At 62.6% G+C, this 16,755-nt stretch carries 14 protein-coding genes; 4 read left to right on the top strand and 10 right to left on the bottom strand.

Going from position 1 to position 16,755, the window contains the following annotated elements; genetic code table 11:
• Positions 1 to 5: 5 nt before the first annotated feature.
• On the top strand, positions 6 to 542 hold the full coding sequence (locus X771_RS0134240) for a DUF1697 domain-containing protein (RefSeq protein ID WP_023702848.1): 537 nt from the start codon (positions 6 to 8) through the stop codon (positions 540 to 542).
• Between the two features lie 70 nt (positions 543 to 612).
• Here X771_RS0134240 and X771_RS148620 read toward each other — a convergent pair whose 3' ends face one another.
• The 5 genes from X771_RS148620 to X771_RS148640 all read right to left on the bottom strand — a co-directional run bounded on the left by X771_RS148620 (position 613) and on the right by X771_RS148640 (position 8,248).
• Positions 613 to 2,070, bottom strand: coding sequence for an NCS1 family nucleobase:cation symporter-1 (locus tag X771_RS148620; protein WP_023688556.1), 1,458 nt, complete (start codon positions 2,068 to 2,070; stop codon positions 613 to 615).
• A gap of 200 nt (positions 2,071 to 2,270) precedes the next feature.
• Entirely contained in the window at positions 2,271 to 3,059 is a 789-nt protein-coding gene (gene otsB / locus X771_RS148625) for a trehalose-phosphatase (protein ID WP_031202747.1), read from the bottom strand.
• Positions 3,056 to 4,837 carry a trehalose-6-phosphate synthase gene (locus tag X771_RS148630; protein WP_023688554.1) on the bottom strand — a complete coding sequence of 594 codons (1,782 nt, stop codon included), beginning with the start codon at positions 4,835 to 4,837 and terminating at the stop codon, positions 3,056 to 3,058. The genes otsB and X771_RS148630 overlap by 4 nt, the downstream gene beginning before the upstream one ends.
• 143 nt (positions 4,838 to 4,980) lie before the next feature.
• Positions 4,981 to 7,143, bottom strand: coding sequence for an amylo-alpha-1,6-glucosidase (locus X771_RS148635; RefSeq protein ID WP_023688553.1), 2,163 nt, complete (start codon positions 7,141 to 7,143; stop codon positions 4,981 to 4,983).
• 43 nt (positions 7,144 to 7,186) lie between these two features.
• Positions 7,187 to 8,248 (bottom strand): glycosyltransferase family 4 protein, encoded by a 1,062-nt coding sequence (locus X771_RS148640; protein ID WP_023688552.1) that lies wholly within the window; start codon positions 8,246 to 8,248, stop codon positions 7,187 to 7,189.
• 190 nt (positions 8,249 to 8,438) lie between these two features.
• On the opposite strand from X771_RS148640, the gene X771_RS148645 reads away from it, so the two are divergent.
• Together X771_RS148645 and X771_RS1000000168175 are read left to right on the top strand one after the other, a co-directional pair.
• The gene (locus X771_RS148645; protein WP_023688551.1) at positions 8,439 to 8,741 is read left to right on the top strand and encodes a DUF982 domain-containing protein; all 303 of its coding nucleotides are present in this window, start codon (positions 8,439 to 8,441) and stop codon (positions 8,739 to 8,741) included.
• Positions 8,742 to 8,926: 185 nt separating this feature from the next.
• Entirely contained in the window at positions 8,927 to 9,085 is a 159-nt protein-coding gene (locus X771_RS1000000168175) for a hypothetical protein (RefSeq protein ID WP_023672685.1), read from the top strand.
• Positions 9,086 to 9,686: 601 nt separating this feature from the next.
• Here the strand turns inward: X771_RS1000000168175 and X771_RS1000000166860 are convergent.
• From X771_RS1000000166860 to X771_RS148665, 5 genes are all read right to left on the bottom strand, one after another.
• On the bottom strand, positions 9,687 to 9,887 hold the full coding sequence (locus X771_RS1000000166860) for a hypothetical protein (RefSeq protein WP_084566774.1): 201 nt from the start codon (positions 9,885 to 9,887) through the stop codon (positions 9,687 to 9,689).
• 2 nt (positions 9,888 to 9,889) lie between these two features.
• Positions 9,890 to 10,075 carry a hypothetical protein gene (locus X771_RS148650; protein WP_023688550.1) on the bottom strand — a complete coding sequence of 62 codons (186 nt, stop codon included), beginning with the start codon at positions 10,073 to 10,075 and terminating at the stop codon, positions 9,890 to 9,892.
• Between the two features lie 618 nt (positions 10,076 to 10,693).
• A complete protein-coding gene (locus X771_RS148655) occupies positions 10,694 to 12,166 on the bottom strand; it encodes a protein adenylyltransferase SelO (protein WP_023688549.1) in 1,473 nt (490 codons plus the stop codon).
• Positions 12,167 to 12,448: 282 nt separating this feature from the next.
• Entirely contained in the window at positions 12,449 to 13,825 is a 1,377-nt protein-coding gene (locus X771_RS148660; RefSeq protein ID WP_023688548.1) for an NAD(P)/FAD-dependent oxidoreductase, read from the bottom strand.
• 30 nt (positions 13,826 to 13,855) lie between these two features.
• Positions 13,856 to 14,683 (bottom strand): DUF2243 domain-containing protein, encoded by an 828-nt coding sequence (locus X771_RS148665; protein ID WP_023688547.1) that lies wholly within the window; start codon positions 14,681 to 14,683, stop codon positions 13,856 to 13,858.
• A gap of 311 nt (positions 14,684 to 14,994) precedes the next feature.
• Between X771_RS148665 and ctaD the strand changes: the two genes are divergently transcribed.
• The gene (gene ctaD, locus X771_RS148670) at positions 14,995 to 16,653 is read left to right on the top strand and encodes a cytochrome c oxidase subunit I (protein ID WP_023688546.1); all 1,659 of its coding nucleotides are present in this window, start codon (positions 14,995 to 14,997) and stop codon (positions 16,651 to 16,653) included.
• The last annotated feature ends 102 nt before the right edge of the window (positions 16,654 to 16,755 follow it).

Raw genomic sequence — 16,755 nt, 5'->3', positions numbered from 1 at the left:
TTGCCATGCAAACCTATGTTGCGCTGCTCTACAGCATTATCCTCGGCGAAGGCCGCCGGGTCGTCATGGCCGACCTCAAGGCGATGGCAGAACAGCTTGGGCTGAAGAACCCGCGCACCCTGGTGGCGACCGGCAATCTGGTCTTCGAGACACGGGCGACCGGCATCGCCAAGCTGGAACAGCGGCTGGAAACGGCCTTCGAAAAAACCTTCGGCCGCAATGTCGTCATCATCGTGCGCACTGCCGAGGATTGGCTGAAACTTGCCGCCGGCAACCCATTCCCGGCCGACTCTGCCGAGGCAGGCGATCAGGTGGCTGTGCGGGTGATGCGCAAGCCAGCGCCAGCGGATGGTGTGGCCGCGCTCCAGGCCTATGCCGCCGAGGACGAGAAGGTGGCTTCGGTCGACGGCGACATCTGGGTCGTCTTTTCGCGCGAGCGGCCAAGCTCGCGGCTGCTCGCTGCCATGAACCACAAGCGCATGGGCATCGGCACCGCACGCAACTGGAACACGGTGCGGAGGTTGGCTGAGATGGTGGAGTAGGGAGTAGGGAGTAGGGAGTAGGGATTATACTATTCCCCTACTGACTACTGACTACTCCCTATCTCTCATTTCACGCCTTCGCCGTCCTGGCCCCTGCGCCAAGGGCGGCGGTGCGAAGGACGTAGTAGATGACCCCTGCAATGCCGACGCCGAAGAACCAGCCATAAACGCCCCACCATGCCGGCAGCAGGTTGGTGAAGTTCGGCAGGACCGAGGAGAAGATGGCGCCGATGCCGGCTGCTATGAAGGCGTTGACGTGCCAGCCGCCCTGGAAGCGGAACTCGCCATCTTCGCGGTACAGTGCCTCGACGTCGACCTCGCCCTTCCGGATCAGATAGTAGTCGACCATCATCACCCCGAAGATCGGCCCCATCGTCGCGCCGATGACGTTGACGAAAGATGCGGCACTGCCTTCCCACGGCGCGAAGGGATAGAGCACCAGCGCGATCACAGCTGCGATATAGCCGCCCTTCTTGAAGTCGATCTGCCGGGGAAAGACATTGGAGAAGTCGAAGGCCGGCGAGACGAAGTTTGCCACCACATTGATGCCGAGCGTCGCCACGGCAAAAGTCAGGGCTGCAAGCGCTGCCAGGAACCAGCTGTCGAATTTCGCCGAGATCTGGTCGGGATGCAGAAGCACTTCGCCATACACGTCGAAGGCAGCGATGGTGGTCACGCCGGCGACCAGCGAGAACAGGATGAGATTGATCGGCAGGCCCCAGATGTTGCCCTTGCGCAGCGATGCCTTGTCTGGGGCATAGCGGGCGAAATCGCAGAAATTGAGATAGAGCGCCGAGAAATAGGTGACCCAGATCGCCGCCACCGCAAACAGCGACGTCCAGGAGCCAGGGGTTCCGGGTACGCCGGCATCCTTTGTCTTGTCGAGCAGCACATCCATCGGGATGTCGCTGGTAAAGGCAAATCTCCCGGATTTTACACAGAGATAGATCGCCAGGATCAACATCATCACCCACACCGCCGGGCCGGCCCAATCCTGGAAGCGGCGCACCGTTTCCATGCCGTTCTGGATGATCAGCAATTGCAGTGCCCAGATGACCACAAAACAGATCACTTCCAGACCCGTATGGCCGAGGAAATGCGTGTTGGCGTTGAAATCGGCGAACCATTGCGAGCGGATCAGCAACGCCACGATCGCGCCCGATGCCGCTGCCGTCTGCGCGCCGTACCAGAAGCAGGCGACGATGGCGCGCACCAGGGCCGGAATGTTGGCGCCCCAGATGCCGAAGGACGCGCGCGCCAGCACGGGGTAGGGCACGCCGGTCTTCACGCCGGCATAGCCGACCATGTTCATCAGCGCGTAGATGATCAGCGAACCGATGCCGATGGCGATGATGAAATTGACGAAGCCGCCGCAAAACAGGAACAGGCTTGCGGCGAGATAATAGCCCCAGAGGCTGTGGACGTCCGACGTCCAGACGTTGAAGATCGAGAACGGCCCCCAGTTTCGGACTTTGGCCGGAGCCAGATCCTCATTGTATAGATCAGGTGATGCGCCTTGTATGGTCACTGCGATGTCCTCCCCTTGATGCCGCACGCGCCCTCACGCGTCGACTGCGCAGGTTATGCCTGACGCAGGGGAACCGGCAAGCAATCCATTTGCCGGCTTTGGCCTTAAAGATATTCAATGAGAACAGCGCTTATCGATCGGCTTTTGGCGAAGGTCGGCGCAATCGCGGCGATCTTGATTCGACCCGCAGACGGCAGGGATCAGGACGCTTTGCGGTTGAGGGCCGGTGATGCGTCGAAATTGGCGGCAAGCCAAGCTATCGCGCAGGTGACATCATCGAGCCTGTATTGGGCCACGGTCGGCCCACGCGGCTTGACCCGGATCGAGATGCCGCCGGCCTCGTTGATCGCCTCGAAACCGTTTTCGTCGGCGGTGTCGTCGCCGAGAAAGACCGGCCGGCGTCCGGCAAAGGGCGGGATTGCCATGAAACGCCGCACGGCAGCGCCCTTGGCCGCTTCGAGCGGCATGAGTTCGACGCCGGCATTGCCCGGGATAACCAGATAGCCCTTGGGAAGCTCGGTCAAAGCCTGTTCGACAAGATGCGTTGCCCTGGCCAGCAGATGCGGCGCCGCACGCGTATGGATGGCGAGGATCGGACCCTTGCGCTCGATATGAACAAGGCCGTCATCGAGTTCGGCCTCGATGGCGTCGGCAAGGGCAGCGATATCGGCGGGAGCATCCGCGGTAACGACCGCGCCGTCCGGCGTCAGCCGGTGTTCCAGCCCATAGAGACCGGCAACACGCAGCTTCAACGGATGAAACAGGCGGTCGGCGCCCTCGACCGAGCGGCCGGTGATAAAGGCGACGGCGCCGTCCAGCCGTTTGTCGACGGCGCCTAGGAGGTTGCGCAGTTCGTCGCTCACGGACACGGCGTCGGGGTGCGCGGCGTGCTCCAGCAACGTGCCGTCGATGTCGAGGAAAAGCGCCCATTGTCCTTCCGGCAGGTCGGGTGCGGCTGGCAGGCCCGGTGCTTTCGACAGGCTATTCATGACGCCACCTTCCGCATGCGGTCGAACAGCGAGACGATGTTGGTGTCGGTGTTTGCGGGCCGCTCGGCGACACTTGTCGCTCTTTCGAGGTCGCCGCGTTTGCGTAGGCGCGCCGCATCGAGCAGCATGCTGCCGGCCCAGCGAAAGACATTGTTGTCGCGCACTATTTCCCGCATCGGGCGCATGCGCTCGCGCTGTTCGTCCGGTGACATGGTCAGCGCCTGCAGCAGCACCTGGCCCATCATCGCCGCGTCGTAAGGATTGACGATCAGTGCTTCCAGCAGTTCGCGCGACGCGCCGGCAAATGTGCTGAGCAACAGCACGCCCTGTTCGTCGTCACGCGCGGCGACGAATTCCTTGGCTACGAGGTTCATGCCGTCATGCAGGCTGGTGACCATGCAGATGTCGGCGGCGCGATAGATCTCATAGACCTGTTGCTGCGAATGGTGCTCAGCCACCATGACCACGGGCTTGTAGCCGTCATGACCGTAGCGCTGGTTGAGTTCGTTGGCATAACGCAGGCATTCATCGTGCAATTGCTGGTAGGCCGGCAGCGTGCCGCGGCTTGGGGCAGCAATCTGCAGGAACACTACCTTGCCGATCCACTCGGGGTGGCGCGTAAACAATTCGTCCAGCGCATGGAAGCGGTCGAGGATGCCTTTGGTGTAGTCCAGGCGCTCGACGCCGACGCACAGCTTGACGTCCGCCGACAGGCCGAACCGCTCACGCAGGCGGGCGCGGCTTTCCTCGACCGGTGGCAGTTTGGCCAGGAGTTCGGCCGGCCATTCGATGGAGATGGGATAGGCGTGCACCAGGGTCGCCCGCCCGCCATACGAGATCGCGGCGTCGGCGCGCTCGATGCGGCTTTCCAGGAACCGGTCTACGCTTTCAGTGAAATTATTGGCATGAAACTGGGTGTGAAAGCCGATGATCGAGCTCCCGAGCAGTCCATCAAGAACGCGTTCGCGCCATGGGCAGATGCTGAACACTTCGGAGTTCGGCCACGGGATGTGCCAGAAGGTGATGATGATCGCCTCCGGCAGGCGCTCGCGGATCATGCGCGGCAGGAGCGCGAAATGGTAATCCTGAACCAGCACGATCGGCCGCTCATTGCGAGCCTCGGCAACCACCGTATCGGCGAATTTGCGGTTGACGGCCTCATAGGCCTCCCAGTCAGAGGCACGAAAGACCGGCCGGGTGAAGGCGATGTGGCAGAGCGGCCAAAGCCCTTCATTGGCAAAGCCGAGATAATAGCCCTGATATTCGTCGTCGCTCAGCCACACGCGGCGCAGCGTGTAGGACGGATTGTCCGGCGGCACCTGAACCCGATCGTTGCTGTCGACCGTCAGACGATCCGCTGATCCGCCACCATAGGCGATCCAGGTGCCGCTGCAGGCGCGGGTGATAGGCTCAAGCGCCGACACCAAGCCGCTGGCCGGCACCAGAAGCTCGACGCCGTCGTCCTTGATGTTGTGGATATAGGGTTCTCGGTTCGAGACGACGATGACCTGCGCGTCCGGCAGGTCGTCGGCAAGTATCTTGCGCAAGGTGTCGGGCGACCAGTTCACCAGCGCCGCGTCGGGAGATTGTCCGTTCTTCTCGAACTCCCGCAAGACCTTGCGCGTCGCTTCCGATGCGACGTCCTCGCCGGCAGTCGATGCAACCGTCAAGCTATGGCTACGACGTTGCCTGGAGATCGATAACAGAACGGCTAGAATCGAAAGGCCAAGGCTTGCAAGGATCAAGACCCAGAGCAGGGCCATGCCATAATCAGTCATTCCAATTCCAACTCAATTTTGGCCGTCAGGGCCTTTTTCTTCATGGTTCGATTTTGAGTGTTCGCAGCGACGATCGCCCGTGAGAACCTGTGTTTTTGCAACGCACAAACCCTGGGATCGGTTCCCGTTGAAAGCCGTTCCGATCATGTCCGCACGATCAGCGGAACCAGCCCTTCATGGCGGTCGGCGAGAAAGGCGACGACGCGGTCGCCGACGCGCTGGAAGGTAAGATCGACCCTCTTTTCGCCGACACCCAGATGCCTGAGCGTCAGCGTATCGATGCCGATCGGCAAACGGGGTCGAGTGACGTGGATTTCGCCGTTCCAGCCGTCGATTTCCAGACCGAGGCACGCTTGCATCAGCATGAAGGCCGAGCCTGCCGACCAGGCTTGCGGCAGGCAGGCGACGGGGTAGGCGATCGGCGCTTCACCCGGCGAGCGGGTAAAGCCGCAGAACAGTTCCGGCAGCCGCATGTTGAAGTGCACGGCGGATTCGAACGTGCCGCTCATCAGCCGCACCACGCTGTCACGCTCGCCGAACCGCGCCAGGCCGGCGCCGCACATCGCCGTGTCATGCGGCCAGATGGAACCATTGTGGTACGACATCGGGTTGAACAGCACAGCATCGTCGGAAAGCGTTCGCACCCCCCAGCCGGAGTGGAAGGAGGCCGAAAGCAACTGGTCGGCGACCATCTTAGCCCGCGCCGGTTCGGGCAGGCCGACATAGAGCAGGTGTCCGGCATTCGAGGTGCGCACCTTGCACGGCTCTCCGGCGCCGTCGATCGCCAGCGCATAGAACCCGAGATCGTCCAGCCAGAAATCACGCTCGACGGCGATCCGCATCTCTTCGGCGCGATTTTCCCAGTGCTCGGCCTGCGCGAACTCGCCCCGGCGGCGGGCGAGAGCGGCAAGGCCCCTGAAGGCGGCGAAGACATAACCCTGCACTTCGACCAGCGCGATCGGCCCCTTGGGAATGCGCCCGTCGGCGTGGAAGACGGAGTCGAAGCTGTCTTTCCAGCCCTGGTTCGCAAGGCCGGATTCGGCAGCGCGCTGATAGGTGACGAAGCCGGTTGCGCGGCTCGCCTCTTCCGTCCACTTGGCGGCGGCGCAGAGAGACGGCCACAGGCTGGCGATGAAGTCCATGTCGCCGGTGCGTTCGGCATAGGCGCAGGCGAGGTGGATGTAGAGCGGCGTGGTATCGACGCCGCCATAGTAGCGGCCGAAAGGCAGTTCCTGCAGCGCCACCATCTCGCCCTTGCGCGTCTCGTGCATGATCTTGCCGGGCTGCGAGTCGCTGAAAGGCGATGTCTCGGTCGCCTGGTGCTGGGCGAGGAAGGCAAGCACGCCGCGCGCCAGGCCGGGGTTGAGCCATAGCATCTGCAGCGCCGAGATGACGCCGTCACGGCCGAAGGCCGTCGAAAACCAGGGGATGCCGGCATAGGGGTAGGGGCCGGTCGACAACTCGGTGGTCAGCAAGGCGACATCCGCGCGGGCGCGTTCGACCCAATCGTTGAAGACGCGACCCGAACTGTGCACCGTCGCGCCATGGCGGCGCTTGGCCCGCATGCCGAAACGGGCGCGCGCCGCGGCCGCCCGGAAGCGGTCGCGGTCGGGCGTTTCGGTCAGTTCCGCGCCGACCTCGACGTAAAGCATCTTGCTGCTGCGCTTGGTCACTGCGATGAGGAAATCCGCGCGCTCGGCGCTCAGCTGGTCCGGCGGCTGCGAGAACGAGATCGCAGACACCCGCGCCAGCCCGTCCAGTCCGTCATAGCGCAGCAGCACCGAGGCAGGCTCGATCTCCGCTGCATGCGCCATTCCGCGCTTCGGCCGGGTCGAACCGCGGACCTCGAACATGTCCCGGAAATCGGCGGCAAAATGCAGCGAGACGCGGATTGCCGAATGCTCCTGGCTGTAGTTGGAAAGGGTGATGCGCTCGAACAGCCGGTCCTGCCACAACAGCCTGACGCGCTCGATATGGATGGCGCCCTGCGGGATGTCGCGGCCACCGACGCTTTGCATCGGCAAATTGGTCATATTGCTGGTGAACAGCACATTGTCCTGGCTGAGCGAGGCGCCGAGCAGCGATGTCTGCCGGCCGCCGACGGTGAGCCTGAACTCCGACAGCACCCGGGTGTCGTCACGGAAGAAACCGTCGCCCGCACCCCTGATATCGCCGTAGGCGTCGGCCACGGCAAAACAGTCGCCTTGCTTTAGGGCAAACAGCCGGTGCGGCTCGCGCGGCGCGGTTTCGTCCAGGGAGGCAAGGGCCACGGCAGGGTCGAGCTTGCGCTCGTCAAGTTCGGTCATCAGTCACAAATCTCTGTTTCGGGCTCGGAACGTCCGCCGTCGTTCACGACGCTTTCGATTCAGCCGGGGCGCCGATGAGACGCGCATAGGCAGTGAGATAGTCGCGCGCCATCCTGTTGGCGGAGAACCGACTTTCGAAGACGGCGCGCACCTTTCGCCGGTCGAGCTGCAGCAAGGCCGGCACTGCGGCGACCGCGGCATGGAGAGAATCGACGACAAATCCGGTGACGCCATGGTCGATGACTTCCGGCAACGCACCGCAGTTCCAGCCGATGGTTGGCGTACCGCACGCCATCGCCTCGATCGCGGCAAGGCCGAACGGCTCGGGCCAGTCTATCGGAAACAGGAGACCAGCGGCATTGCCGAGGAATTCAGTCTTCTCACCCTCGGCGATCTCGCCGACATAGTCGATGCGGTCGCCATCGATCAAGGGCTCGATCGTCTCATGGAAATAGGCGCGATCATCGTCGCCGATCTTGGCCGCCAGCTTGAGCTTCATGCCCGACCGCAAGGCGATGTCGATGGCCCGGTCCGGCCGCTTGTCGCGCGAAAGCCGGCCGAGAAAGGCAAGGTATGGTTCGCCCGCCGCCGTCTGGAAGGTCGGCTGATAGAGACCCGTCGGCAGCCCGTGATGGATGGTGGCCAGCCAATTGGCATTCGCAAGCCCGGTCTTCTGGCTGTGTGAGATCGAGACCAGCGGAAAGCGCGGAAAGCGCTCATAGGCTGGCGCCAGATCGAGATAATCGAGCCGGCCATGAGGCGTCGTCACCGTCTTGTCCGGCATGGTCTCGAAGAACGAGAAATGCAGGAAATGGCTGAGATGAAAATGAATGATATCAAAGTCGTGGGCTCGGTTCCTCACATCGGCAAGCATCGCAAGATGCGCCGCCGTGTCCGATTTCAGCGGACGCGGATCGAGGCGCAGCGCGCGTTCACGTCCTGGTATCAGTCTGGCCGACGTCCGGCTGTCGCCGCTGGCGAACAGCGTCACCTCATGGCCGAGTTCGACCAGCCCTTCGGTCAGATAGGAAACGATGCGCTCGGTGCCGCCATAGAGAAGGGGTGGCACCGATTCGTGCAAAGGGGCGACATGGGCTATCCGCATGGTTTGAACGTGTCCCTCAAGGCAATCACGAGAGCGAAATGCATCAGCCGGCCTAACGTTCCGGACAAAAGCGGGCGTCGACAACCCAAGCCCACCAGCGCAGATTTTTTTTGCAATAAGCGGAACAAACGCGCTATCCGCGAATTTAGTAGGGTTGGTCCGCGCTGCGGCCGACCAGGGAGAGAACAAAATGGACCGCTTGCATTTCTTTACGCCCGTGCGCATTGCGCGCGGGCAGGGACACCCCGTCGAGGAAGTCGATAGCGTTGCCGAAGCGATGGTCTTTTTGCAGAAATGGCCATTGGGACGGCGTGGGCCTGTGTATCAATGCGCCGTGAATTGCTGCTCCGCGGCCCTGTCGGGCAGAATGTCGGCCGAAGCAGCCAGGAAGGCGTTTACGGGCTTTGCCCGCATCACCCGGCTGCTCGATGATGACATGGCCCTGCCGATGGGCGGCGAAAGCATGGCGGAAGTCCACGCGCTGAGGCGCTAGGCGCCGGTCCAGCCATTTGGCTATTGAACACCCGGGCTTTGGCGGCGCGGGCATCATCTTTTCCGCACCGGAGTATTCCGGCGCGGCCCTTCACCTCATGGGCCACACTGTGCTTTCATGCGGCGTTTCGCATGACCGGTGGGTGACGACCATCCACAGGCGGCCCGAACGTGGAGGGGTAGACAATGCCGAGACTGATCCTGGGAACACTCGGCGCTATCGTCATCGCCCTCATCTGGGCGGTCTTTGCCAGTTTGATGGGCGCGCCATCGATCGTGATCACGGTCGGCGCGGTCGCCATTGGGGCCGGCGTCTACACCTACGTCGACCGACGCTCGACTTGACGCGTCCCCGGTCTGCCGCGCGCTCGACCAATTGCACGCCGGTGTTTGACGCGCGCGGCAGTCGCGGCGGGCATTCTTCAAAGATGAGCTTGCTGGCCGCATAGAGAGCCAAGGCGCAGACAGGGCGCCACACGTCGGACCGGGCTCCGCGAGAACTTGGGAGAGATCGTCAAAGATCTTTCAATCCGGCCAATGTAGATCGAAACGGCGAATCTGTGGATTTCCGGTGGAACATCGTCGCCTCGAAACACTTCGGGCGTTGCACTGCCCCATCAGTGCACGTTCCCTTGTTCTGTTGGAACTGGCCGGCTGCCGAAAGGTGGCCGGCTTTTTTGTATATTAGCGGAACCTGAAATTACGGGGCTTGTTCTGGATGCGGCAGCGAGCCCCTCGCTGCTGGTCGAGGGCCGTAACCCTTGGCCGGGCCCGCATCGCTCCGCCAGTGGTGCGGGCCCACGGCCTCCGTTTTTTTCCGGGCGTCTGGACTCGCCGATCCTCACCCTGGTCCGGCCAATGCATGTCACTCAAAAAATGGCTCGGTTGTGAGACAATGACATGCACACGCGGCGCGCTTTAGCACAATCATTCACAAGGCGTGGGTTCAACTGTTGCTACCCTTCTTGGCTGGATTGTGCGAATGATGACTGTCCTTTTCACCGCCACCCCCTGAAACTCGGCTTTTGGATCGACGGTTTTCATCCGCCGGGGGTTTGTTGACCTGCAGGGGTTTTCTGGCGTTCTCGTGCGATGCGCCTGGCCCGCCCTGCCGGATCGTGTTCGGGTGTTTCTTCGATGTGGACATGATCACCGATCCTGCTGACGGCCCTGATGAGTGGTGTTGACCTTGGTGTTGGCTTGCTGCCCTTGGCGCTCCGGATCCGGCGCTCCGTGAGTGCCGTGCTGGGCATCATCGTGGCTAACCTGTCGCCCTTCTCCTCGACCCTTCTGGCTCTGGTTCTCAGGCGGCACGGGCGGCATTTTGCTCGACATCTGCATCTCCTTGGGTTGGCATCGTGACTCAAAACCGTGATCGTGGGGGGAAGTTCCGTCTGCTTCGTCAGCACCTGTGCTTTTCGGTGCCGACGGAATCTGACTCCCAACGCGGATTTCAAGGAACGGCAGCGGCCCGCCCGCGTCGCCCCGCCAGTGGTGCGGGCCTGCAATATAAATCCTAAGCCTGGGCTGCTATCGCAGTTTATTGCGAGCTCCGGCGACTTGCGTAGCGGGCTTCAGTGGCGACCGAAATACAGTGCTTGACCACGTTGCTGACATGATCGGTGAAGAGCGCGGTGTCGCGCCTGGATCGCGGCAGCATCCTCCGGTCCGATCTGCCTGCAGCTGATGGCAGCTAAAACGACGTCAAAAGACCTAAGCCTCTTTGATCGCCCTCGCTGCTCGCACGAGCGATGACCAGTCAGCTCCCATGGCTGCGACAAGGTCTCGAGCATCTTCGTCTGATATTCCGGTACGGTCTACGAGCTTCCGTGCCAGCAATTCGAATGCCAATTCTATGATCGTCATAGCTCAGCCCCTACGAGAGTGCCCGTGACGATAGCTTGTAAATGGGTCTTCCGCATTTGCACATGTTAAGCGACCATCACGAATGTCTCATGTACCGCAGAATGTCTGCAGGACGCGCTCATCCGGGCGTGGCGGCTCAGCATAGCGTTCCATTCCCGGCTGCTCATCGAAGGGACGGCTGACGACCGCCAGGATCTCCTCGAACGGTGTGAAGTCGCCGCCCAACGCCGCCTGGATCATCGCCTCGATGCGATGATTGCGGGGGATGAATTTGGGATTGACGGATTGCATGGCTGCCCGGCGCGTGGCCGTGTCGGCTGCTTCGCTTGCAATGCGCTGGCGCCACCGCGCCGACCAGGCATCGAATGAGCCTGGATCCTTAAACAACTGCCGCGCCGTGCCTTGGCCGTCCGCAGCGTCGAGGTCATCGCCCAGGCGCCGAAAGCCGAGCGTAAAGTCCGCTTCGCCGTGAGCCAGCACGTCCAGAAAGTCGGCAGCGAGCTGCAAGTCGCCTTCCGCTTCGGTCAGCAGTCCGAGTTTTGTGCGGAAGCCGCGCTGCAACACAGCCTCATAGGAGGCCTGGAACGACCTCAGCACCTCTTCCGCTTCAGACACTGCTTCATTCTCGTCCGTGCTCATGAGCGGCAGCAGGGTCTCGGCAAAGCGCGCAAGGTTCCACGTGGCGACACGAGGCTGGTTGGCATAGGCATAGCGACCGGCGCGGTCTATCGAACTGAACACCGCGCCGGGGTCGTAAGCGTCCATGAAGGCGCATGGGCCATAGTCGATCGTCTCGCCCGAGATCGACATATTGTCGGTGTTCATGACGCCATGGATGAAGCCGACCAGCATCCAGCGCGCCACCAGGCCCGCCTGTGCGGCGACAACGGCCTCCAGCAAAGCCCGGTACGGCCGTGCTTCCCCCGCCAGCTGTGGGAAGTGACGCTGAATGGCATAGTCGGCCAGTATCTTGAGCGCCTCGGTGTCGTGGCGCGCGGCGAAATATTGGAACGTGCCGATCCTGATATGGCTTGCCGCCACCCGTGTCAGGACGGCGCCGGGCAGCCGGACCTCGCGATAGACCGGGTCGCCGGTGAGCACCGCCGCAAGGCTTCGCGTCGTCGGAATGCCGAGCGCCGCCATCGCTTCGCTGACGACATATTCGCGCAGGACAGGGCCGAGGGCGGCGCGGCCGTCACCGTTGCGCGAGAACCGCGTGGGTCCCGATCCCTTCAGCTGGATGTCACGGCGAATGCCGTTGACGTCCACCACTTCGCCAAGCAGCAGAGCGCGCCCGTCGCCGAGTTGAGGCACGAAGTTTCCGAACTGGTGGCCCGCATAGGCCAGGGCGATTGCCTGCAAGCCTTCCGGAAATCTGTTGCCGGCAAGCATCGCCACTCCATCCGGGCTGGTAAGCTGGTCGGCATCGAGCCCGAGTTCCTCGGCGAGGGGCCGGTTGAACCGGATCAGCCGCGGTTCGGACACCGGCTTCGGATCTGTTTGCGCGAAGAAGCGCTCCGGCAGTTGCCCATAGCTGTTGCTCAGGGCGGGAAGCCCCATCTGAATGACCGGGGGTTGTTCAGCAGTGGCAGGTGACGTCATGACAAGCTGTCTCTGAAGAGGGGTTCAACAGCTCCCTTCTCGAGGAGCCTGTGTTCATTTGTGCATATAGGGACGCAACGTCGTTGGTGCCATCCGGATCCATCAGGCCGGCACGGGATACAAGCTGGGAACCACCCGCCTCGATTATCGAGGTTCGGGCTGCCGTGGGACGCCGGGCCGTGGCGGAATCCAGAGCTGACCCCCGCATCGCCACTGTCTCCGAACTGAGCACCCGGCAATCTAGTCAGTGCGGGCGGGCAATGCCGGGGCAGGGTCTGCCTTGGGTGGCAGCGGCTCTCTCGGGGCCGCTCCCGGCGACGATGTTGAACCCGGTTCGACTCGTTCCTCGGCGATAAGCCGGGCGCCACGCTCATAGGTCAGGTAGCGCCAGAGCCACTGGATCGAGACCTGAACGCGGTGCTGAAAACCGACGAGCAGATAAACATGGATGAGCGCCCAGGCAGACCAGGCGATCCAGCCTTTCAGTTTCAGCCTGCCCGATTCGAACACGGCAGCGTGGCGGCCGACAATGGCCGTGTTGCCTCGATTGCTGAAGGCAAAAGCCGGCAGCGTGTCGCCAGCATCTATCCGGCGTGCCAGTGCCATGCCGAGGTGCTCGCCCTGCTGCTTGGCGACCTGGGCAAGACCTGGCAATGGCTGGCCGTTCCCATCGACGACCAGTGCGACGTCGCCAAGCGCGAAGACATCGGGATGGCCGACGACCTGCAGGTCGGATTCGACCTTCACCCGACCGCCGCGGTCGAGCCCGACACCGAGCTGGGCGACCAGCGGAGAAGCCGCCACCCCGGCGGCCCAGAGCGTCAAGGCGACCGGGATCACCTGGCCGCCGACGGTGATCTGATGCGCTTCGATCGCCTCGACCCGGTTGCCGAGCGCGACCTCGACGCCCAGGCTTTCAAGGCGCAGACGTGCATATCTGGAAAGCTCCGGGGCGAATCCGGCGAGCAGACGCTCGCCGGCTTCTACCAGTATGATCCTTGTCTTCTCGGGCCGGATGTTGCGGAAGTCGCGCGCCAGTGTGTGCCGGCTGAGTTCGGCGATCGAGCCCGCCAGTTCGACACCGGTCGGGCCGCCACCGATAATGGCGATCGTCATCAGCCGGGATTGCTCGACTGGATCGGTGGTCCGTTCCGCGTGCTCGAACGACAGCAGCAGCCGTGACCGGATCGTGCGCGCGTCCTCGATGGTCTTCAAACCGGGACAAACCCGAGCCCAGCTCTCCTGGCCGAAATAGAATGGCTGCGAACCGGTGGCCAAGACCAGGATGTCGTAGGGGACCGTGGTCCCATCGGCCAGCACCAGTATCCTGGCCTCGGTGACGATCTCGGTGACATCGCCGAAGAGGACCTGAACCGAGGGATATCGGCCCAGGATCTTGCGGATTGGCTCGGCGATGTCAGGCGCCGACAAGGCGGCGGTTGCAACCTGATAGAGCAAGGGCTGGAACAGGTGGTGATTGTGGCGGTCGATGATCGTCACCCCGATTTCCGCCTTGCCGAGCGCCTTGGCAACCTCCAGACCGGCAAAGCCTCCGCCGACCACGACGATGCGCGGTGTCAGGCTCCGGCCGTGGCTGCTCTCGGTGGCGAATTGCATGCTTGATACTCCCCTATCCCTGTCCGGAAGTCATAGCCTGGCAGGAGTGCCTCGCTGCTGGCTGGAGCTACTGCTCACTCCGGCGGCATCGGTCCAGGCAAGGCATCCGGCAATGACAGGCGTCGTGCTGACCACCAAGGCGCCGCGTGCGTGAAGGGCTACCAACCCGCGCCATGAGACGCGGTCGACCGCCCAGATGGTGCCGCTGGCGTCGACCCATTTGAGATGGGCGTCGGCGACTTCAACGGCCCGCATCATCGCCGCCGGTTCCATCCCGGCCCGAAAGACGATGATGGAATTGGCGGCACCGTTGAAGAACGGGCCGGCGCCGGCTGCCAGTCCCGCAAGCAGGACGATGCTGGTCAGCGCTGCCGAAGCACCGCGTGCCGGTCCGCCGCGGTTGGGCAGCACCAGCACCAACACCAGCGGCACGATTCCGAAGATGACCAGCCACGCAATATCCCAGGCGAGCGGCAAATCGCTGTTCATCTTGATCCGGTGCAGACCCAGCAGCCAGTGAAACACGACAGCATCGACGACATGCCAGACGCCGAACCCGGCGAAGGCGAGCCGCAGGATCTCCGTGGTGGTCCCGGGCCGCGCGCCAGCCGCCCTCGCGGCCACCAGCAGCACCGTGCCGGCGACGGCGAGCACATACATGAAAAGATGGAAGAGACCGTCGGCCATGATCTGGAAGCGCAGGTCGGAACCCGCCGGATCGGCGACGCCCGAGAGAAGGTGATGCCATTGCAGGATCTGATGCAGGACGATGCCGTCGAAGAAACCGCCGAGCGCGAAGCCGAGCAGCAGCCAGCCGGCTCGCGTTCTCGGGTCGAGTGTCGCTGTGATCGCGTCCATGTCAGGACCACCGGCTCCAGGCCGGGGCGTTCAGTTGCCTGGGCGCCGACATGTCCGGCGGCGTGGGGCCATGGAGACCATGACGCGCCTCGAGCCAGAAGGCGGATATCAGCCCACCAACCACCGTCGTCAGAACCAGTGTCGCAGCAATTATCGCCAGCATGGACGTCGATCCTCAGCCGCGCAGGGTCGGCCGCGCGGAACCTAACCGCGGCTTCCGTGGAATGTTCCTACCGCCGGTTCGGTGGAGGGAACAATCAAGTTCCAGCACGGTTCGATGCTGGCGACGGACGGCTCAAGCGGAGAAGGTCATGAACGAATATACGGCGCCAGATCCGGACGGTCTCGACAGCCACCAGCCGACCGGCATCACCCGATGGCTGTTTTCGACCAACCACAAGGACATCGGCACACTCTATCTGGTCTTCGCTTTCATCTCGGGGGTGATCGGCATGCTCTTGTCGGTGAGCATGCGAATCGAGCTGCAGCAACCCGGGATCCAGTTTTTCCCCGGACTGGCGTCGATGATCTACGGTTACCGGGGCGACGCGGCGATCGACGCCGGCAAGCAGCTTTACAACGTCTTCACCACGGCCCACGCGCTGATCATGATCTTCTACACTGTGATGCCCGCCCTGATCGGCGGCTTCGCCAACTGGATGGTTCCGATCATGATCGGCGCCCCCGACATGGCCTTCCCGCGCATGAACAACATCTCGTTCTGGCTGCTGCCGCCGGCATTGATGTTGCTTTTATTGTCGATCTTCATGCCCAGCGTCCCCGGCGGCTATGGCCCTGGGACCGGCTGGTTCCTGTACCCGCCGCTGTCGACCTCCGGCCATCCCGGTCCCGCCGTGGATCTGGTCATCCTGTCTCTGCACATTGCGGGCGCCTCCTCGATCCTGGGAGCCATCAACTTCATCACCACCATCTTCAACATGCGCGCGCCGGGGATGACCCTGCACAAGATGCCCCTGTTTGTGTGGTCGATCCTCATCACCGCCTTCCTGCTGCTGCTGGCTCTGCCGGTGCTGGCCGGCGCCATCACCATGCTCCTGACCGATCGCAATTTCGGAACCACGTTCTTCGCGCCGGACGGCGGAGGCGACCCGCTGCTGTACCAGCATCTCTTCTGGTTCTTCGGCCACCCGGAAGTCTACATCATGATCCTGCCGGCGTTCGGCATCGTCAGCCAGGTGATCTCGACCTTCTCGCGAAAGCCGATCTTCGGGTATCTCGGGATGGTCTACGCAATCGTGGCGATCGGGGTGATCGGCTTCGTCGTCTGGGCCCACCATATGTACACCAGCGGGATAGGCCTCGACACGCAGCGCTACTTCACCTTCGCCACGATGGTGATCGCAGTGCCGACCGGGATAAAAGTGTTCTCCTGGATTGCAACCATGTGGGGCGGTTCGGTCAGCCTGCGGACGCCGATGCTCTGGGCCCTCGGCTTCATATTCCTGTTCACCGTGGGCGGGGTGACGGGCGTTCAACTCGCAAATGCCGGCCTCGACCGTGAATTGCACGACACATACTTCGTCGTCGCGCATTTCCACTACATACTTTCACTGGGAGCGATCTTCGGCATCTTCGCGGGCTGGTATTACTGGTTTCCGAAAATGACGGGATATCTCTACAATCCGCTTCTGGCTGGGGTCCATTTCTGGACGACCTTCGTCGGCGTGAACCTCGTCTTCTTCCCCCATCACTTCCTTGGATTGGCGGGCATGCCGCGTCGCTATGTCGACTATCCCGACGCATTCGCCGGCTGGAACATGGTGTCCTCGTATGGATCGTACCTGTCGGCCGCGAGTGTCGTGATTTTCCTCTTCGGCATCTTGGAAGCTTTCTACCGGCAAAGAGCCGCCGGCATGAACCCATGGGGGCCAGGAGCTACCACATTGGAGTGGGAACTGACCTCTCCACCCCCTTTCCATCAATGGGACAGGCTGCCGCAAATCAGATGAGGCCGGGTTGTCGAACTCCTTTGCGCAAGCCAGCCCGGTTCGCCGCTGAGGCGAACTTCAGCCTGCCGGTGGCAGACGCTGGCTGCAGCTGAGAACCGGATC

Source organism: Mesorhizobium sp. LSJC269B00, assembly GCF_000502815.1.
In the GTDB taxonomy this organism is placed as follows: domain Bacteria; phylum Pseudomonadota; class Alphaproteobacteria; order Rhizobiales; family Rhizobiaceae; genus Mesorhizobium.
The sequence above is the reverse complement of the archived record's forward strand: the minus strand, read 5'-3'. Positions and strand labels throughout refer to the sequence as shown.

Coding starts and splice junctions, on each gene's coding strand:
- X771_RS1000000168175 (WP_023672685.1), top strand. CDS start 8,927: ATGCCGAGACTGATCCTGGGAACACTCGGCGCTATCGTCATCGCCCTC.
- X771_RS148665 (WP_023688547.1), bottom strand. CDS start 14,683: ATGGACGCGATCACAGCGACACTCGACCCGAGAACGCGAGCCGGCTGG.
- ctaD (WP_023688546.1), top strand. CDS start 14,995: ATGAACGAATATACGGCGCCAGATCCGGACGGTCTCGACAGCCACCAG.
- X771_RS0134240 (WP_023702848.1), top strand. CDS start 6: ATGCAAACCTATGTTGCGCTGCTCTACAGCATTATCCTCGGCGAAGGC.
- X771_RS148635 (WP_023688553.1), bottom strand. CDS start 7,143: ATGACCGAACTTGACGAGCGCAAGCTCGACCCTGCCGTGGCCCTTGCC.
- X771_RS148640 (WP_023688552.1), bottom strand. CDS start 8,248: ATGCGGATAGCCCATGTCGCCCCTTTGCACGAATCGGTGCCACCCCTT.
- X771_RS1000000166860 (WP_084566774.1), bottom strand. CDS start 9,887: ATGTCCACATCGAAGAAACACCCGAACACGATCCGGCAGGGCGGGCCA.
- otsB (WP_031202747.1), bottom strand. CDS start 3,059: ATGAATAGCCTGTCGAAAGCACCGGGCCTGCCAGCCGCACCCGACCTG.
- X771_RS148630 (WP_023688554.1), bottom strand. CDS start 4,837: ATGACTGATTATGGCATGGCCCTGCTCTGGGTCTTGATCCTTGCAAGC.
- X771_RS148660 (WP_023688548.1), bottom strand. CDS start 13,825: ATGCAATTCGCCACCGAGAGCAGCCACGGCCGGAGCCTGACACCGCGC.
- X771_RS148645 (WP_023688551.1), top strand. CDS start 8,439: ATGGACCGCTTGCATTTCTTTACGCCCGTGCGCATTGCGCGCGGGCAG.
- X771_RS148655 (WP_023688549.1), bottom strand. CDS start 12,166: ATGGGGCTTCCCGCCCTGAGCAACAGCTATGGGCAACTGCCGGAGCGC.
- X771_RS148650 (WP_023688550.1), bottom strand. CDS start 10,075: ATGTCGAGCAAAATGCCGCCCGTGCCGCCTGAGAACCAGAGCCAGAAG.